Consider the following 15,352-nt stretch of genomic DNA (forward strand, 5'->3'; position numbering starts at 1 on the left):
CGGCGCGCTTATTTAGCGACCTTACCCAATACGCGCAGGCGGCTCACACCACCATCCGGGAATACATTCAGGCGGATGTGGGTGATCGGCCCCAGTGCCTTGATCTGCTCGGCGAAGGTGTGTTCGGCGTGCATTTCCAGTTTCTGCGCCGGCAGCAGTTCGCGCCAGAACAGCGATTGGGTTTCGATCTGGCTGTCGGTGCCGCCCTTGACGAACGCGCCTTGGATCGAGCAGGTGTCCGGGTAGTTGCCCTTGAAGTGCAGGGTGTCGACGATGACTTTCTCGATCTCGCCGGCATGCCCCAGCGCGACGATCACCCAGTCATTGCCAGGGGTACGGCGACGTGCGGTTTCCCAGCCGTCGCCCATGTTGATGCCGCGGCCCGGGTTGAGGATGTTGCTCATGCGGCCGAAGTGTTCGTCGGAGCAGGCGAGGGCGCGGCCACCGTTGAGGGCTGCAGCCAGGTCGACTTGCTCGTTGTCGCCGACAGCGGACCAGTCGCGGAACGGAATGCCGTACACACGCAGACGGGCCACGCCGCCATCCGGGTAGATGTTGAAACGCAGGTGGCTGAAGGCCTGGTCGTTGCTGATTTCGTGGTAGTGGTGGCTGTTGCCCTGCAACTCGACCGCGGGCAGCACTTCAGTCCACTGGGTGTTGTCGTCCGGCTCGCCCGAAGCGAGGAAGCAGGCTTCCAGTGAGGCCGATGGCGGGAAGTTGCCGGTGAAGAATGAAGTGTCGATGTCCACGCCTTTGATCGAGCCCGGTACGCCCAGGCGGATCACTGCGCTGTCGTAACCTTCGAAGCGCTTGCGGCGCGACTCCCAGCCGTCCATCCACTTGCCGTTGTCATCGAACACGCCCTCCTTCCACACGGCCGGGGTCGGCTGGAACAGACGGTTTGCATCAGCGAACCAGTCATCGGTGACCGAGATGATCTTGGTGCCCAGGCGGGCGTCGGCCAGGTTGACGAACTTCTCGAAAGGTACGGCGTAAGCTTTCATTCTTCTTGTCTGCCTTTAATAAGTTGGCTTGGGATGCTTGCAGGGCCCGGGGCGTCATTTGCGTTCATCAACGTCGGGCCAGGCTTGCTATAGGGTCAGTAATCGGAACAGGGCGATCTTGTTGATCTCCGCCAGCGCGCATTTGAACTCGGTGTCGACCGGGTTGTGGATGCGCGTTTCGAACGCTGCGAGGATCTGATGCCGGTTGCTGCCTTTTACCGCCATGATGAAGGGAAACTTGAACTTGGCTTTGTAGGCTTCGTTCAGCTCGGTGAAGCGAGAAAACTCTTCGGCCGTGCATTGGTGAATACCCGCGCCAGACTGTTCTTCAGTGCTGGCCGCGGTCAGCTGGCCCTGGACGGCCGCACGGCCTGCCAGGTCCGGGTGAGCGTTGATCAGTGCCAGCTGACTGGCGTGATCGGCGCTCAACAGGATGTCGCTCATGCGCTGGTGCAGGGTTTCGATCTCATCGATCGAAGCGTCCTGGCCCAGGTCGAAGGCCTTCTCGGCCACCCATGGCGAATGTTCGTAGATGTCGGCGAAAGCAGCGACAAAGGCGTCGCGGCTCAGGGTCGAGGGCTTCAGGGTTTGGAACTGGCTCATTTCGCGGCCCCTTGATACGGGTGGGTTTCATGCCAGTGGCGAGCGATGTCGACGCGCCGGCTGAACCACACCTGTTCATGACTTTTAGCGTATTCGATAAAACGCTTGAGCGCGGCCAGGCGCGCCGGACGGCCGATCAGACGGCAGTGCAGGCCGATCGACAGCATTTTCGGTGCTTCGGCGCCTTCGGCGTACAGCACGTCGAACGCATCTTTCAGGTACTCGAAGAAATCGTCGCCCTTGTTGAAACCCTGGACCTGGGTGAAGCGCATGTCATTGGTGTCCAGGGTGTACGGGATCACCAGGTGCGGTTTGCCGGTCGGGTTGTTCGGTTCCCAGTAGGGCAGGTCGTCGTCGTAGGTGTCGCAGTCGTAGAGGAAACCGCCTTCTTCCATCACCAGTCGACGGGTATTGGGCCCGGTGCGGCCGGTGTACCAGCCCAGTGGCCGCTCGCCAGTGATTTCGGTGAGCACGCGGATCGCCTCGAGCATGTGCTCGCGTTCCTGGGCTTCGTCCATGTACTGGTAGTCGATCCAGCGATAGCCGTGGCTGCAGATCTCGTGGCCGGCATCGACCATGGCACGGATCACATCCGGGTGGCGCTGCGCGGCCATGGCCACGGCGAAGATGGTCAGCGGGATGTCGAATTCCTTGAACAGTTTCAAAATCCGCCAGACGCCGGCACGGCTGCCATACTCGTACAGGGATTCCATGCTCATGTTGCGAGCGCCTTGCAGGGGCTGCGCCGAGACCATTTCCGACAGGAAGGCTTCGGATTCCTTGTCGCCGTGCAGGATATTGCGCTCGCCACCTTCCTCGTAATTGAGCACGAAGGACAGGGCGATACGGGCGTTGCCCGGCCAGTGTGGGTGAGGAGGGTTACTGCCGTAACCGATCAGGTCGCGTGGATAGTCAGCGCTCACTGCAGTCTTCCTTCTTGTTCGTGTTGACAGGTTGTGTGACAGCCCTGGTGTTGGGGTGACAGGCTGGTGTCACAGCGATGGACTGATTGTATACAACTTTATGTCCATATTGTAAGCCTGTTTTTTCGCATTTTTCGCTAACGGTCATCCTGGCTCCTTCCAGCAAGAAACTAGCAAGAAACCTGCCTGATCGGTCAGCTAATGGATAGGAGGTCCTTTTGATTCATGGTGCGCGGACTAATTCGTCGGGAATCCCCGGATGGCGGGGGTGGCGGGAAAAATGTCGTTTTTATTGTGTACAATTTTTTTGAAAAGTGTCTTAATCAATCCCTCGCCGCAGCGTTTCGTGCTCCGAACCGGTGCGGTCTCCTTTTCAACTGACTTCGGGAGGCGCGAGGCCTGACTGCCCTGGGCGGCCAGGCGCGCAGAATCAATGGGACGTTTGACTACACACGTTTTGGACGCTGCACACGGTTGCCCGGGCAGCTCGATCAAGGTCGAGCTGTACCGCGTTGAAGGCTCGCAGCTGGAACTGGTCGCCAGCGCGATTACCAACAGCGATGGCCGTGTCGATGCACCGCTGCTGCAAGGCGATGACTACCGCTCCGGGGTCTATCAGGTTCAGTTTCATGCGGGCGATTACTACCGCGCCCGTGGCGTGCAGCTTCCGGAGCCGGCGTTTCTGGATGTAGTGGTGCTGCGGTTTGGCATCTCTGCCGAGCAGGATCACTACCATGTGCCGCTGCTGATCTCGCCCTACAGCTATTCCACGTACCGCGGCAGCTGATCCCCAAGCAGCTGCCTCAACCTGGAAGCGACTGCGCATATAGCTTCTTTGGTCTTTCGCCCGCTCACACTGCGGGCTTTTTTTTGCCACGCAAGGCGCAGGGGGTGTCGTTCTCACGGGGATCCATGAGAACGTCAAGCGGGCCTGCCAGCCTTCACAGGCAAGGGGCGCCGGGGACGCGGCGTCAACTTTCCCTGACAATGAAGAGGGTGGTTTGATCTGGGCCCCTTGGTTGAGTGCCGCCCAGCAAGTAGATGACTTTGTCCAGGTCAAGATGCCTGGCCAGTTCCTGCCACTGCGTTTCGCCAATTCTGGCCCTGTACGCCGGATCGCTCAGTTCGGAGCCGGGCACAACGGGGCGTTTCATGTTTCCCAGGAGTGAAGTGGCGGGGAACCTCAACACGAATACAGCATCAAGACCTTCCCGGTGAAACAGCAACGCGTCCTCGCTGAGCAGGCGTGTCGTACGATTCACGCTATAGCCGTTATCTTCCAAAACAGTGCTGAACAGGCTTCGAAGACTGGTGCCGGGCGCATTCGCCAAATAATCACCCCATGCTTGAGGGATACGTGCTGGATCAAAGTCGAGTCGCTGCAATGCAGCCGATGGCGTGGGCAGTGAAATGATGGCGTCGGTGCCGCTGAGGGTCGTGGGCAGCACTGGGAGCATCATCAACGGGTCGGCCAACTCTCGACGGGGCGCATCGACGCTGGTTCTATCTACCCAGTGGTGAAATGTCCGACCCATCAGCGCGAGCCCATGCGCGTCGATGGCTGCGAACTGACTGGATTGATCGAACACTGCTCTTGCGACCGTGCTTGCTGAATGATCCGACAAATACCTGAAGGTGCTGCCGACGTATTGCGACAGGGACATTTCAAACGGAAGGCGTTTTTCCACAACCTTCCACTGGTCATCCTTTTTAATGACCCATTTTGGTTGAAGCGATGGATTGTCCAACAGCATCCGTTCGAAAGCGTCATATCGCGCCGGCGAGAATCCCGGATGTTCCAGATAGACCAGACGAGTCTCTGGCTGCATGACTTGAGGCACAATGGGATAGTGAAGCCCGTCTATTTCTATGGATTGACCTGATTGAGGCTGAGTGCTTTTCCCCCAGTTTCTCCACTGGCCGTAGGAAAGATCCAGCGCGATCGATTCATTCGAAAGAAGGTCGTCGGCAATGATGTCTGTATCGGCGGAGCGGCTGCTTTCTTCATCCGGGTGCGGACGTTTGCTCGGGCCGGGAGCAGCCTCACCAGGCTCGGCGACAGTCTTTATTACAGGTCGCCAAAGTTTCGTTCCGGGAATCCGTTCGAGCAGTGCACCGGACGGGATCAACTCACTGAGAGAACTCACCTGATAGTGGCCGTCTCCGTTCTTGCGAACCAGGACGGTGCCTTCTTGCATATCGACATAGGATCTTTTGTGCTTGTCGTAACGGATTCCATCCTCGGAGCTTTCCGCTTTTGTCAGCAGGCTGGCAAGGTGTGGAGGAACGAATGTGGGCGGTGATGGCCTCCCGGCTACAGCACCCGCCTGAGCTTGGGTATTTGCACCAAGTCCTACCGAGAGCCAGTAAGGAAGTTCGATGCGCCAAAGCGTTTGACCTTCGACTTTCGTCAGAAACGGGCCTGGCACACCTGATGCGTCGGGCAAGGGAACCTGGTACCTGGGCACGACCAGCACATGGCCTTCTTCTCCAAGGTTGGCGTAGGTCTTGCCGTCCGAACTTGCGAAAAGCCCGGTATCGTTTCCGATGGGACGCAACAGATGAGTCTGATCCGCAGGCCAGGTAATCGATCTGAGGTAGGCTCCCACCGAACTGGGCCCTGTGCCCGGTATATCGCTCACCAGGACGGATGGCTGATGAGTGCCTGCGCCTGGCGAAACAGCTGATAAATGCGTGCCCGTTGCCATATCGGCGCCTTGCACATGCGTGCCAGGGATACCGATATTGAACAGGTCTGCGAGGGTCGAGTTATCCGCCGTCGCCGGTCTTGCAGGGGTAGAGGGCAGACCGGTGGAATTGGAACCAGGAACTATTTTGGGGGGCTTGGCCATTGATTTCACTCTGAAGAAGTACTGATTTAACGCTTTGACCCTGGCAAACAGGCCAAAGAGCGACGTGGTCAGCATTGCAAGTCGTGTAATCGCACGATGCTTGCTTCTGAAAGTGAATGTTGATGAAGTAAGTTCACTGGCGTGCGGTATATATGTCTAGCTGCGATTAAATTGATATGAGGCCCTCCTGAGTGATTCGGATCAGGAGGGCTGCAGGGCAGGGGGAACTGGAGTTACGGATACAATAAGTGTCAGTGGCTACTGAGCAAGGAAGCGGCCCCCGCACCGCCGAACAACCCGGCACTGATCCGGTTGAACCAGCTTTGCCCCTTGCCGCTGCGCAGATACCGCGCCGCGCCCTGTGCCCCCAGTCCATAAGCCAGCTTGCACAGCAGATCCAGTACGGTCCAGGTTGCAATCATCACCAGCAACTGCGGCAGGAACGGCTGCTCGGCACTCAAGAACTGCGGCAGGAACGCGGCGAAGAAGAGGATGTCTTTCGGATTGCTGGCACCTAACATAAACGCGCGCCCGAACAGCGCACGGAAACGCGGCACGGGTGCAGCCTGGGGAACTTCCGCGCCCACCGAGGGCAGGCGCGATTGCTGCCAGCTCTGCCAGGCAAGGTAGAACAGGTACAGCGCGCCGACGATCTTCAGGGCGCTGAACAGCTGTTCCGAGGCGAGCAACAACGCACCCAGGCCCAGCGCCGAAGCACTGAGCAAGCAGATCGACGCCAGCACGCCCCCCAGGAACGCCGGGTACGAACGGCGCAAACCGTAATTCAGACTGTTGCTGATCATCAGCAAAGACAGTGGCCCCGGGATCAGGATTACCACCAGCGCAGCGCCGCTGAACAGCAGCCAGGTTTCCAGACTCATCACTTTCCTCCATTTGCACAAAAGCCTCACCCGACGGGGTGAGGCTGGTTCAATGCGTTTGCCCTTTACAAGAAAACGAACTTGGCGATGAAGATCGCGCAGAGCACCCACAGACTGATGGAAATTTCCTTGTGCTTACCGGTACAGGCTTTCAGTACCACATAGGTGATAAAACCCAGCGCGATGCCGTCGGCGACCGAGAAGGTCAAAGGCATCATGATGGCGGTCACGATCGCCGGAATGCTGTCGGTCGCCTCGTCCCATTCGATGTGCGCCATGCCGCCCATCATCAACATGGCCACATAGATCAGGGCACCGGCGGTGGCATAAGCGGGGATCATGCCCGCCAACGGGGCGAAAAACATGGCTGCAATAAATAACACACCTACGGTCACGGCGGTAAGACCAGTCCGACCACCTGCCGCTACACCCGCGGCACTTTCCACGTAGCTGGTAACGGGTGGAACACCCACCACCGCACCGAATACGCTGGAAGCACTGTCGGCTTTCAGGGCGCGGGAGAGGTTTTCGATCTTGCCGTCGGCGTTCACCAGGCCGGCGCGCTGGGCCACGCCCATCAAGGTGCCGGCGGTATCGAACATGTGCACGAACAGGAACGCCAGCACCACGCTGATCATGCTGATGTTAAACACGCCGGCGACGTCCATGGCCATCCAGGTCGGTGCCAGGCTCGGCGGGGCCGACATGATGCCCTCGTAGTGCACCAGCCCAAGGCCCCAACCGGCCAGGGTCACGGTGATGATGCTGATGAGGATCGCGCCGAACACCTTGTGGTAGCTGAGCACGGCAATCATCAGGAAGCAGATGGCAGCCAGCAACGGACCGGGTTCGCGCAGGGAGCCGAGCTTGATCAGGGTGGCCGGGCTGTCAACGACAATGCCGGCGGTTTTCAGACCGATCAGCCCCAAAAACAAGCCCACACCGGCGCCCATGGCATAGCGCAAGCTCACCGGGATGCTGTTGAGCAGCCATTCGCGAATCCGCGAAAAGGTCAGGAACATGAACAGCACGCCGGAAACGAACACCGCGCCAAGGGCGGTTTCCCAGTTGTAGCCCATGGTGCCGACCACGGTGTAAGTGAAGAATGCGTTCAGGCCCATCCCCGGCGCCAGGCCGACCGGCCAGTTGGCGTACAGGCCCATCAACAGGCAGCCCAGCGCCGCGGCGATACAGGTGGCGACGAACGCCGCCCCGTGATCGATCCCGGCATCGGCCATGATGTTGGGGTTGACGAAGATTATGTAGGCCATGGTAATGAAGGTCGTCAGACCGGCGATCAGCTCGGTCTTCACCGTGGTGCCATGCAAGCTGAGTTTGAAGATGCGCTCCAGCCAGCCATTGCGTATCGGCGGCGAGAGTTCCAGGGTCGGGGCTTCGGATTTGCGGCTTTCCACAGCGAGTACTCCTCAAGAGTTTTATTGTTATTTCCAGGGCAGGACCCATGAGGGTGGCAGCGGCCCTTTGAGGTGCTTGCAAAATTGTTGACCGTCTGGTCAAGATCTCGCACGAAGTGGATTATGCTTTTGTATACAAATAATGCAAATAATGTTTTTGATTTTGTAGACGAAAAGTTTGGTGATTGGGATATATGGCCGTTCGGCAGGGTTCGCCGGCAAGCCGGTGTCGCTCCTACAGGATGTTCGTGGGGGGAAGGAGATTTTGGGCGGCGGGGCGTCAGGTTCAGGCGGCGAGCGCGGCCTGAGGGGAGGGCAGAAGCGAATAAACCGGCGCATGGGCCGGTTTATTTTTGTTTGGAATGTGTGGTGGCTACTCGGGCCTCATCGCGGGCAAGCCCGCTCCCACAGGTTTTGTGAGCGCCGCAAATTACTGTGGGAGCGAGCTTGCTCGCGATGAGGCCAGTCAACTCACCGCAAAACCATCAGGCAGCAGCGAAACGCTTATCCAGATAATCAATAATCACCTTGGACTCATACATCCAGGTGGTCTGCCCATTCTCTTCAATACGCAGGCACGGCACCTTGATCTTGCCGCCTTGCTCCAGCAGCGCCCGGCGATCCTGTTCGTTGTTCTTCGCGTCGCGCAACGCCACCGGCACATTCAGGCGGCGCAAGGTGCGGCGGGTTTTCACGCAGAACGGGCAGGCATGGAACTGATACAGGGTCAGGCCCTTGGCGGCCGAGTTGACCTTGGCCTGAACCTCCGCCGGGCGTTGTTTCTTGCCGGGACGGGTGATGAAGTCGATGAAAATGATCAGTTGGCCAAGGCCGACACGAAGCGCTTTTACGAACACGGGATAAGCCTCACAGGGCGAACGGAAGGCGCGCAGCTTACCTGATTTTTCGCAGGCGAAAAAAAACCAGCGATGAACGCCGGTTTTCTTCGTGTCGCAAATTACTTGATCAGGCTGAGAAACTCGCTGCGGGTCGCCGCGTTTTCACGGAACTCACCGAGCATCACCGAGGTGATCATCGTCGAATTCTGCTTCTCCACACCGCGCATCATCATGCACATGTGCTTGGCCTCGATCACCACGGCAACGCCGATGGCGCCGGTGACTTCCTGGACCGCATCGGCGATCTGGCGGCTGAGGTTTTCCTGGATCTGCAGGCGGCGAGCGTACATATCGACGATCCGCGCGACTTTCGACAGCCCCAGCACCTTGCCGCTCGGGATGTAGGCGACGTGGGCCTTGCCGATGAACGGCAGCAGGTGGTGTTCGCACAACGAGTAGAGCTCGATGTCCTTGACCAGCACCATTTCGCTGTTGTCGGAGCTGAACAAGGCACCGTTGGTGACCTCTTCCAGTGTCTGTTCATAACCGCGGCAGAGGTACTGCATGGCTTTGGCGGCACGTTTTGGCGTGTCGAGCAGGCCCTCGCGGGAGGCGTCCTCGCCCAATTGGCCGAGAATCTCGGTGTAATTCTGTTCCAGGGACATGAAACTACCTGTGGGATTTTTACGCAAAGACCAAGGGTACGGTGGCGGACACGGCGCTGCAAGCACGAAGCGACAGCCTCACTCGTCGCGACCTTCCATCATGGTCCGTTTGAGCATCACATAAACCGCTCCGGCACCGCCATGTCTGGGCTGGCACGAGGTGAAGCCGAGTACCTGGGAATGCTGGCGCAGCCAGGTGTTGACGTGGCTTTTGATCATCGGGCGCTTGCCGTCCAGGCGCACGGCCTTGCCGTGGGTGACGCGCACGCAGCGGATTTCGAATTTGGTCGCTTCGGCGAGGAAGGCCCAGAGGGTTTCCCGGGCCTTTTCGACATTCATGCCGTGCAGGTCGAGGCTGCCTTCGAACGGAATCTGGCCGACCTTGAGCTTGCGCATCTGGCTTTCCTGCACCCCATCGCGCGCCCACATCAGCTCGTCTTCCGGGCCAACGTCGATCACGAACTGATCGGACAGCCCGTCGACCGTGGTGGCATCGGTGCGCACAGTCGCGGCCTGACGCAGCTTGGCGATCTGCGCGCGGTCAGCTTTGGGTTTGCCGGTTTCGGCGCGATCGTGCTTGATCGGCTTGACGCCTTGGATCGCGCTTTTGAACAGGGAAAAATCGTCGTCTTGCATGTCAGCCTCCGCGAAGGGCGGCCAGTTTACCCAACTCGGGACGAATGGGGCGCGACAAAACGCCTGCGGGTTCGGCTCAGTCGTGTTTTTTCATCAGGTGCGGAGCGATGTTCAGCTCCCGCGACTGGCGCGCACGTCGACGGCAACGGCGCCACAGCCACACGCCGAGGTACAGCACGAACAGGCCGACCGCCAGAATGATGGCCGAGCCCAGCGGGCTGGCATTCAATTCGCCGAGTGCCGGTGGGCGGCCCAGCAGGCTGGCCGCACCGGCCATCGCCAACAGCACGCCACAGGTCGCCAGCAAGGCAGCAAAAGCTGCGCCGAAGCGAAAACGCCAGTTGCTCCGGCCTTTGGGCCGCAAGCGGCGAGCGTCAAAACCATCGGATAACTTCATTCCGACCTTCCTCAATGGGTATCGGCCCTTCGACCGGGAGTTGACCGGGATGTTCCTGAGGCTAAGACAATTACAGCACACCAGAGGCATTTGCGGATGAGCGGCGGCATGCACCGCTCATCGAGCGTCGATCAAATCAGCTCGCGGGTCACGGCGAGGGTGGCGAAGTTGTCCGCCATGATCGCCATTTCGGTTTGCTGCACGTGCTCGGCACTCAGGACGCCACCTTTGTACGGCAGGTCGCGAGTGGCACAGGCATCTTCCACCAGGGTACAGCGAAAGCCCAGGTTCTTGGCGGCGCGCACGGTGGTGCTGACGCTGGAATGGCTCATGAAACCGCAGACGATCAAATCCAGCGAGCCGAGATTTTGCAGGTGTTCCAGCAGTTTGGTGCCGTGAAACGCACTCGGCAGCAATTTGCCGATGATGGTTTCGTCACGCAGCGGTTCGAGCCCCGGAATGAACTCGCCGCGCTCGCCTTGTGGATCGAACAGCCCACCGACGGTGCCAAGGTGATGCACATGCACGATCGGCCGACCGGCTGCGCGGGCAGCGGCCACCAGTTGCTTGATGTTCGCGACGGCAGCATCCATGCCGATCAGGGCCAGCGGACCACTGAGGTATTCTTTCTGGGCATCGATGATGACAACGGTCGCATTGCTCAGATTGGCTGCAGCGTAACCGCGGCCGCTGAGTTGAAACATCGTTTTTGGAACGGACATTCTGGGGCTCCTTCGGATGGGGCTTTTGCGACATTGTCCTCTGGCTGAGCGCTTCTGTGAATCGCTACTATCGCAGGTGCCGTCGTTGCTGGCTCGCAGCCTTGTCAAGATGTCTGTTTTGTTCAATAGCCGAGCTAAAAAACAGAATAGTCCTACAAGTGCTCCGGTGCTTTTCCTGCGTCGTCGTGGCGCGGTTTGGCTGTTAGAATCGCCAGTCGTTTTTTCTGGAGTCTGCCGCCGTGATCACTTCCCGCCTTCGTACCCTGCGCGACCATATCCGTTGGGCCGTCAGTCGCTTCCATGGGGAGGATCTGTTTTTTGGCCATGGGACCGATAATGCCTGGGACGAAGCCCGGCAACTGGTGCTGGGTGCCTTGCACCTGCCATGGGAAATGGCCGACAGCTACCTTGACTGCAGTCTGGAAGACGATGAACTGGTCAGGGTGCAGCGCTTGCTCAAGCGGCGCATCGAAGAACGCATTCCGACCGCGTACCTGTTGGGTGAAGCCTGGTTCTGTGGCATGTCATTCATCGTCGATGAGCGCGTGCTGATCCCGCGTTCGCCGATTGGCGAGCTGATCGAAAAACGCTTCGAACCCTGGCTGGGCAGCGAGCCTGCGCGGATCCTCGACCTGTGCACCGGTTCCGGCTGCATCGGTATTGCCTGTGCCTATGAATTTCAGAAGGCCGAAGTGGTGTTGGCCGATCTCTCGTTCGAAGCACTGGAGGTGGCTAACCAGAATATCGAGCGCCACGGTGTCGACGAACGGGTGTACACGGTGCAGGGCGATGGTTTCGATGGTTTGCCGGGTCAGCGTTTCGACCTGATCGTGTCGAACCCGCCTTATGTCGATGCCGAAGACTTTGCCGACATGCCGGACGAATACCAGCACGAACCGGAACTGGGCCTGGCCTGTGGTGACGATGGTTTGAACCTGGTACGGCGCATGCTCGCCGAAGCGGCGGATCACCTGACCGAGAAAGGCTTGCTGATCGTCGAAGTGGGCAACAGCCAGGTTCACGTCGAGGCGCTGTACCCGGAAGTCGACTTCGCCTGGCTCGATTTCGAGCGCGGCGGGCATGGGGTGTTCATGTTGACGGCGGAGCAGTGCCGGGATCATCAGGCACTGTTCGCGTCCCGCGTCTGACCCTGTAGGAGCGAGCTTGCTCGCGATGGATTCAAAAGCGCCGCGTTTAATCAGTAAACACGCGTAATCGTTGACGTCCATTGCGGGCAAGCCTCGCTCCTACAGGTTTTGCGTGTGCTGCATCATTTGGTTACGACACAAAACCTGTAGGAGCGAGGCGTGCCCGCGAAGGCCGCGCCTCGGTCTCAAGCCCTCACCGCTGCGTAGCAATCCAGATCAACAACCCCGCCTGAAACACCGCAAACGCCACCAGGCAAGTAATGGTAAACCGCAGCCCGGCGTCTTCGCGCCTGTACTGGCTGACCCGTTCCTCGTGCTGCTTGAGCTTCACTTCCTGCTCGGCCAGCTTCTGCTCGGCCTGTTGCAGCATCTGCGCCGCTTCGATGATGTCCACCCGTTGCACTTTCTCGGCGTTCCAGTCCCCCAGCAGATCGCCGACCCGCACCTCTTTGACGCTGCCCTTCAAATGCTGGGCGTCGGCGTAGACCACATCGAAACCCTGCATCCGCAGAAAATGATCGCGGCGCAGACGGGTGTCTTCATTCAACGCATCTTTGTTATTCAGGTCGGTGCCGTCGACGGTGTAGCCGGGCCAGCGCTGCTTCGCCCAGTTGATGCCTTGAGCCGCCAAGAAGCGGCCGAGACCGCGGTTCATCGGCTCGATCTGCAAGCCACTGTCCGGGCCGAAATGCACACGTTGGGTGCCGTGATCGACCCACACGTCCAGATGATTCTGTTCCTTGTGCACGCGCTGGCCGGGCAGGGTGATGCTCATGCGCATCAGGCTGTGTTCCTTGCCAAGGCGATGCGCGTAACCGAATTCGACAAAGCGCAGCGGACGGGCACCGGTCGTGCGGTCGGTTTGCAGCGGCGCCAGGCGCAGCAACCGGCGATGCTCGACGTGGACGTCCGCCCACGGCAGCTCGACCACTGGCGCAGCCTCTGTTTCAGCGGTGGTGTCGGGTGAAGCCGGGGTATCGGTCATAACGGCGAGATCCTGTCCAAGCCCTGCCTGGCGCCAGCGATAGCGCTGGCGCCAAGGGTTTATCGGCCGTTTTGGTCAGGACTGGAGGGCAAACATTGCTTAGCGGGTGCGAAGCCCGTCAATAAATCCGATGATCCGCGCGCCCAGCTCGGCCGCCAGCGGCAATTGCGGATCCCTATAGGACGCCAATTGCCGTTTCACGTCGTTGGGCACGATGCGCATGACATGGTTCATGCCCTCGATCAGTGCCAGTTCCGCGTCCGGCTTGGCAGCCTTGAGCAGCCGCGCGTCATTGACGCCGACCTGGATATCGTTGCTGCCCTGGATGATCAGCGCCGGCATCTTCAGTTTGCCGAAGGCCGCCGCCGGATCCTGGCGGAACAGCGAAATCAGGTACGGCTGCACGCTCGGACGGAAAATCACCTGCAGTTGCGGCGGCACGTTGTCGTCGGTGCGGCCGGCCTTGAGGCTGTCGAGCAGCTCATTGCTGCGCAGCATCAGGGGCGGCGGCAAGCGATTGCTCAGTTGCTGGCGCAACACCTGGTCGACCGGCCGCGCGCTGCCGGACAGGGAAATCACCGCGGCGGCATCCAGGCTCGGTGCCGCGAGGGTGGCGATCAGGGCGCCCTCGCTATGGCCGAGCAGGATCAGCGGGCCAAAGCGCGAGTCGGCTTTCAACTTCCGGCCCCAGGCCTCGGCGTCGGCCACATAGGCTTCCACCGACAGGTTGCGTTCGTCCGGGGTCGCCGCCAGGCTCGCCGCCACGCCGCGCTTGTCGTAACGCACGCTGGCGATGTTGTGTTTGGCCAGGACCCAGGCCAGACGCTTGAGGCTGTCATTGCGTCCGCCCTCGGGATTGTTGCCGTCGCGATCCGTCGGGCCGGAGCCGGAAATGATCAGCACGACCGGCACGGGTTGCTCGGATTTTGGCAGCAGCAACGAGCCGAAAAGCTCGCCGGTACCGGTATCCAGAGTGATCGGTCGTTGCAGGACAGTGGCCTGTACAAAGCCGGTAAACAGGGTAAGGCTCAAGGCTAGAACTCGCAGCATCATCACGCCATCATGAACAAGGTGCCGGTTGGACTCGCGAGCACCCGTAAGGTTCGAGGATGAACTACTTGGGTAGCCTGCGTATACTGGCGCGCATTACGTATTCAGGTTCGATTTCACGGAGCGTCCCGCATGTCCGGCAATACCTACGGCAAGCTGTTCACTGTCACCACCGCTGGCGAAAGCCATGGGCCGGCGTTGGTCGCCATTGTCGACGGCTGCCCGCCGGGGCTGGAGATCTCCCTCGACGATTTGCAGCGCGACCTCGATCGCCGCAAACCCGGCACCAGCCGCCATACCACTCAGCGCCAGGAAGCCGACGAAGTCGAGATCCTGTCCGGCGTGTTCGAAGGTCGCACCACCGGTTGCGCCATCGGCCTGTTGATCCGCAATACCGACCAGAAGTCCAAGGACTACTCGGCGATCAAGGACCTGTTCCGCCCGGCCCATGCCGACTACACCTATCACCACAAATACGGCGAGCGCGATTACCGCGGCGGCGGTCGCAGCTCGGCGCGGGAAACCGCAATGCGCGTGGCGGCCGGCGCTATCGCCAAGAAATACCTGGCCACCCAGGGCATCGTCATTCGCGGCTACATGAGTCAGCTGGGCCCGATCGAGATCCCGTTCAAGACCTGGGATTCGGTGGAAGAGAACGCCTTCTTCAGCCCCGACCCGGACAAAGTGCCGGAGCTGGAAGCCTATATGGACCAGTTGCGCCGCGACCAGGATTCGGTGGGTGCGAAGATCACCGTGGTCGCCGAGGGCGTGATGCCAGGGCTGGGCGAGCCGATTTTCGACCGTCTCGATGCCGAACTGGCCCATGCGCTGATGAGCATCAATGCGGTCAAGGGCGTGGAAATCGGCGCCGGTTTCGCCAGCGTTGCCCAACGCGGCACCGAACACCGCGATGAAATGACCCCGCAAGGTTTCCTCAGCAACAATGCCGGCGGCATTCTGGGCGGGATTTCCTCCGGTCAGCCGATCGTCGCGCACCTGGCACTGAAGCCGACCTCGAGCATCACCACGCCGGGCCGTTCCATCGACATCCACGGCAACCCGGTGGACGTCATCACCAAGGGCCGTCACGACCCCTGCGTCGGCATCCGCGCCACGCCGATTGCCGAAGCGATGATGGCCATCGTGCTGATGGATCACCTGCTGCGTCATCGCGGGCAGAACGCCAATGTGCGGGTGAGCACCCCGGTGCTGGGTCAGCTTTAATGGCTGAT

Annotated in this window: 16 protein-coding genes; 3 read left to right on the forward strand and 13 right to left on the reverse strand. The window is 59.9% G+C overall.

Annotation, left to right across the window (positions count from 1 at the left end; genetic code table 11):
• Positions 1-8: 8 nt before the first annotated feature.
• The 3 genes from alc to puuE form a co-directional block, all read right to left on the reverse strand.
• Entirely contained in the window at positions 9-1,004 is a 996-nt protein-coding gene (alc, locus tag PMA3_RS07815; protein WP_064676617.1) for an allantoicase, read from the reverse strand.
• An 87-nt stretch (positions 1,005-1,091) separates the two neighbouring features.
• The gene (gene uraD, locus PMA3_RS07820; protein WP_064676618.1) at positions 1,092-1,607 is read right to left on the reverse strand and encodes a 2-oxo-4-hydroxy-4-carboxy-5-ureidoimidazoline decarboxylase; all 516 of its coding nucleotides are present in this window, start codon (positions 1,605-1,607) and stop codon (positions 1,092-1,094) included.
• Positions 1,604-2,530 carry an allantoinase PuuE gene (gene puuE, locus PMA3_RS07825; RefSeq protein WP_064676619.1) on the reverse strand — a complete coding sequence of 309 codons (927 nt, stop codon included), beginning with the start codon at positions 2,528-2,530 and terminating at the stop codon, positions 1,604-1,606. Before puuE ends, uraD begins: the two co-directional genes overlap by 4 nt.
• A gap of 433 nt (positions 2,531-2,963) precedes the next feature.
• On the opposite strand from puuE, the gene uraH reads away from it, so the two are divergent.
• Positions 2,964-3,317 carry a hydroxyisourate hydrolase gene (gene uraH, locus PMA3_RS07830; protein ID WP_010456673.1) on the forward strand — a complete coding sequence of 118 codons (354 nt, stop codon included), beginning with the start codon at positions 2,964-2,966 and terminating at the stop codon, positions 3,315-3,317.
• Between the two features lie 184 nt (positions 3,318-3,501).
• Here the strand turns inward: uraH and PMA3_RS07835 are convergent, their stop codons facing one another.
• The 8 genes from PMA3_RS07835 to PMA3_RS07870 form a co-directional block, all read right to left on the reverse strand.
• Positions 3,502-5,457 carry a hypothetical protein gene (locus tag PMA3_RS07835; RefSeq protein WP_064676620.1) on the reverse strand — a complete coding sequence of 652 codons (1,956 nt, stop codon included), beginning with the start codon at positions 5,455-5,457 and terminating at the stop codon, positions 3,502-3,504.
• A gap of 176 nt (positions 5,458-5,633) precedes the next feature.
• Complete coding sequence (locus tag PMA3_RS07840; protein WP_064676621.1) at positions 5,634-6,263, reverse strand: LysE family translocator; 630 nt, start codon at positions 6,261-6,263, stop codon at positions 5,634-5,636.
• Between the two features lie 65 nt (positions 6,264-6,328).
• Positions 6,329-7,678 (reverse strand): NCS2 family permease, encoded by a 1,350-nt coding sequence (locus tag PMA3_RS07845; RefSeq protein ID WP_064676622.1) that lies wholly within the window; start codon positions 7,676-7,678, stop codon positions 6,329-6,331.
• Positions 7,679-8,163: 485 nt separating this feature from the next.
• Positions 8,164-8,535, reverse strand: a complete 372-nt coding sequence (locus PMA3_RS07850) for a glutathione S-transferase N-terminal domain-containing protein (protein ID WP_064676623.1) — start codon at positions 8,533-8,535, stop codon at positions 8,164-8,166.
• Positions 8,536-8,636: 101 nt separating this feature from the next.
• A complete protein-coding gene (folE, locus tag PMA3_RS07855; protein ID WP_064676624.1) occupies positions 8,637-9,182 on the reverse strand; it encodes a GTP cyclohydrolase I FolE in 546 nt (181 codons plus the stop codon).
• A gap of 78 nt (positions 9,183-9,260) precedes the next feature.
• Positions 9,261-9,818, reverse strand: coding sequence for a Smr/MutS family protein (locus PMA3_RS07860; RefSeq protein ID WP_064676625.1), 558 nt, complete (start codon positions 9,816-9,818; stop codon positions 9,261-9,263).
• A 76-nt stretch (positions 9,819-9,894) separates the two neighbouring features.
• On the reverse strand, positions 9,895-10,215 hold the full coding sequence (locus PMA3_RS07865) for a hypothetical protein (RefSeq protein ID WP_064676626.1): 321 nt from the start codon (positions 10,213-10,215) through the stop codon (positions 9,895-9,897).
• 131 nt (positions 10,216-10,346) lie between these two features.
• Positions 10,347-10,937, reverse strand: a complete 591-nt coding sequence (locus tag PMA3_RS07870; RefSeq protein WP_064676627.1) for a cysteine hydrolase family protein — start codon at positions 10,935-10,937, stop codon at positions 10,347-10,349.
• 239 nt (positions 10,938-11,176) lie between these two features.
• Between PMA3_RS07870 and prmB the strand changes: the two genes are divergently transcribed.
• Positions 11,177-12,085, forward strand: a complete 909-nt coding sequence (gene prmB, locus PMA3_RS07875) for a 50S ribosomal protein L3 N(5)-glutamine methyltransferase (RefSeq protein ID WP_064676628.1) — start codon at positions 11,177-11,179, stop codon at positions 12,083-12,085.
• Between the two features lie 193 nt (positions 12,086-12,278).
• Here the strand turns inward: prmB and PMA3_RS07880 are convergent, their stop codons facing one another.
• Positions 12,279-13,070 (reverse strand): hypothetical protein, encoded by a 792-nt coding sequence (locus PMA3_RS07880; protein ID WP_064676629.1) that lies wholly within the window; start codon positions 13,068-13,070, stop codon positions 12,279-12,281.
• 99 nt (positions 13,071-13,169) lie between these two features.
• A complete protein-coding gene (locus tag PMA3_RS07885) occupies positions 13,170-14,123 on the reverse strand; it encodes an alpha/beta hydrolase (RefSeq protein WP_064676630.1) in 954 nt (317 codons plus the stop codon).
• Between the two features lie 129 nt (positions 14,124-14,252).
• On the opposite strand from PMA3_RS07885, the gene aroC reads away from it, so the two are divergent.
• The gene (gene aroC, locus PMA3_RS07890) at positions 14,253-15,344 is read left to right on the forward strand and encodes a chorismate synthase (protein ID WP_064676631.1); all 1,092 of its coding nucleotides are present in this window, start codon (positions 14,253-14,255) and stop codon (positions 15,342-15,344) included.
• Positions 15,345-15,352: the final 8 nt, after the last annotated feature.

Origin of the sequence: Pseudomonas silesiensis (assembly GCF_001661075.1) — a bacterium.
GTDB classification, from domain to species: Bacteria; Pseudomonadota; Gammaproteobacteria; order Pseudomonadales; family Pseudomonadaceae; genus Aquipseudomonas; species Aquipseudomonas silesiensis.

Coding starts and splice junctions, on each gene's coding strand:
- alc (WP_064676617.1), bottom strand. CDS start 1,004: ATGAAAGCTTACGCCGTACCTTTCGAGAAGTTCGTCAACCTGGCCGAC.
- uraD (WP_064676618.1), bottom strand. CDS start 1,607: ATGAGCCAGTTCCAAACCCTGAAGCCCTCGACCCTGAGCCGCGACGCC.
- uraH (WP_010456673.1), top strand. CDS start 2,964: ATGGGACGTTTGACTACACACGTTTTGGACGCTGCACACGGTTGCCCG.
- PMA3_RS07835 (WP_064676620.1), bottom strand. CDS start 5,457: ATGCTGACCACGTCGCTCTTTGGCCTGTTTGCCAGGGTCAAAGCGTTA.
- PMA3_RS07840 (WP_064676621.1), bottom strand. CDS start 6,263: ATGAGTCTGGAAACCTGGCTGCTGTTCAGCGGCGCTGCGCTGGTGGTA.
- folE (WP_064676624.1), bottom strand. CDS start 9,182: ATGTCCCTGGAACAGAATTACACCGAGATTCTCGGCCAATTGGGCGAG.
- PMA3_RS07860 (WP_064676625.1), bottom strand. CDS start 9,818: ATGCAAGACGACGATTTTTCCCTGTTCAAAAGCGCGATCCAAGGCGTC.
- PMA3_RS07865 (WP_064676626.1), bottom strand. CDS start 10,215: ATGAAGTTATCCGATGGTTTTGACGCTCGCCGCTTGCGGCCCAAAGGC.
- PMA3_RS07870 (WP_064676627.1), bottom strand. CDS start 10,937: ATGTCCGTTCCAAAAACGATGTTTCAACTCAGCGGCCGCGGTTACGCT.
- PMA3_RS07880 (WP_064676629.1), bottom strand. CDS start 13,070: ATGACCGATACCCCGGCTTCACCCGACACCACCGCTGAAACAGAGGCT.
- PMA3_RS07885 (WP_064676630.1), bottom strand. CDS start 14,123: ATGATGCTGCGAGTTCTAGCCTTGAGCCTTACCCTGTTTACCGGCTTT.
- aroC (WP_064676631.1), top strand. CDS start 14,253: ATGTCCGGCAATACCTACGGCAAGCTGTTCACTGTCACCACCGCTGGC.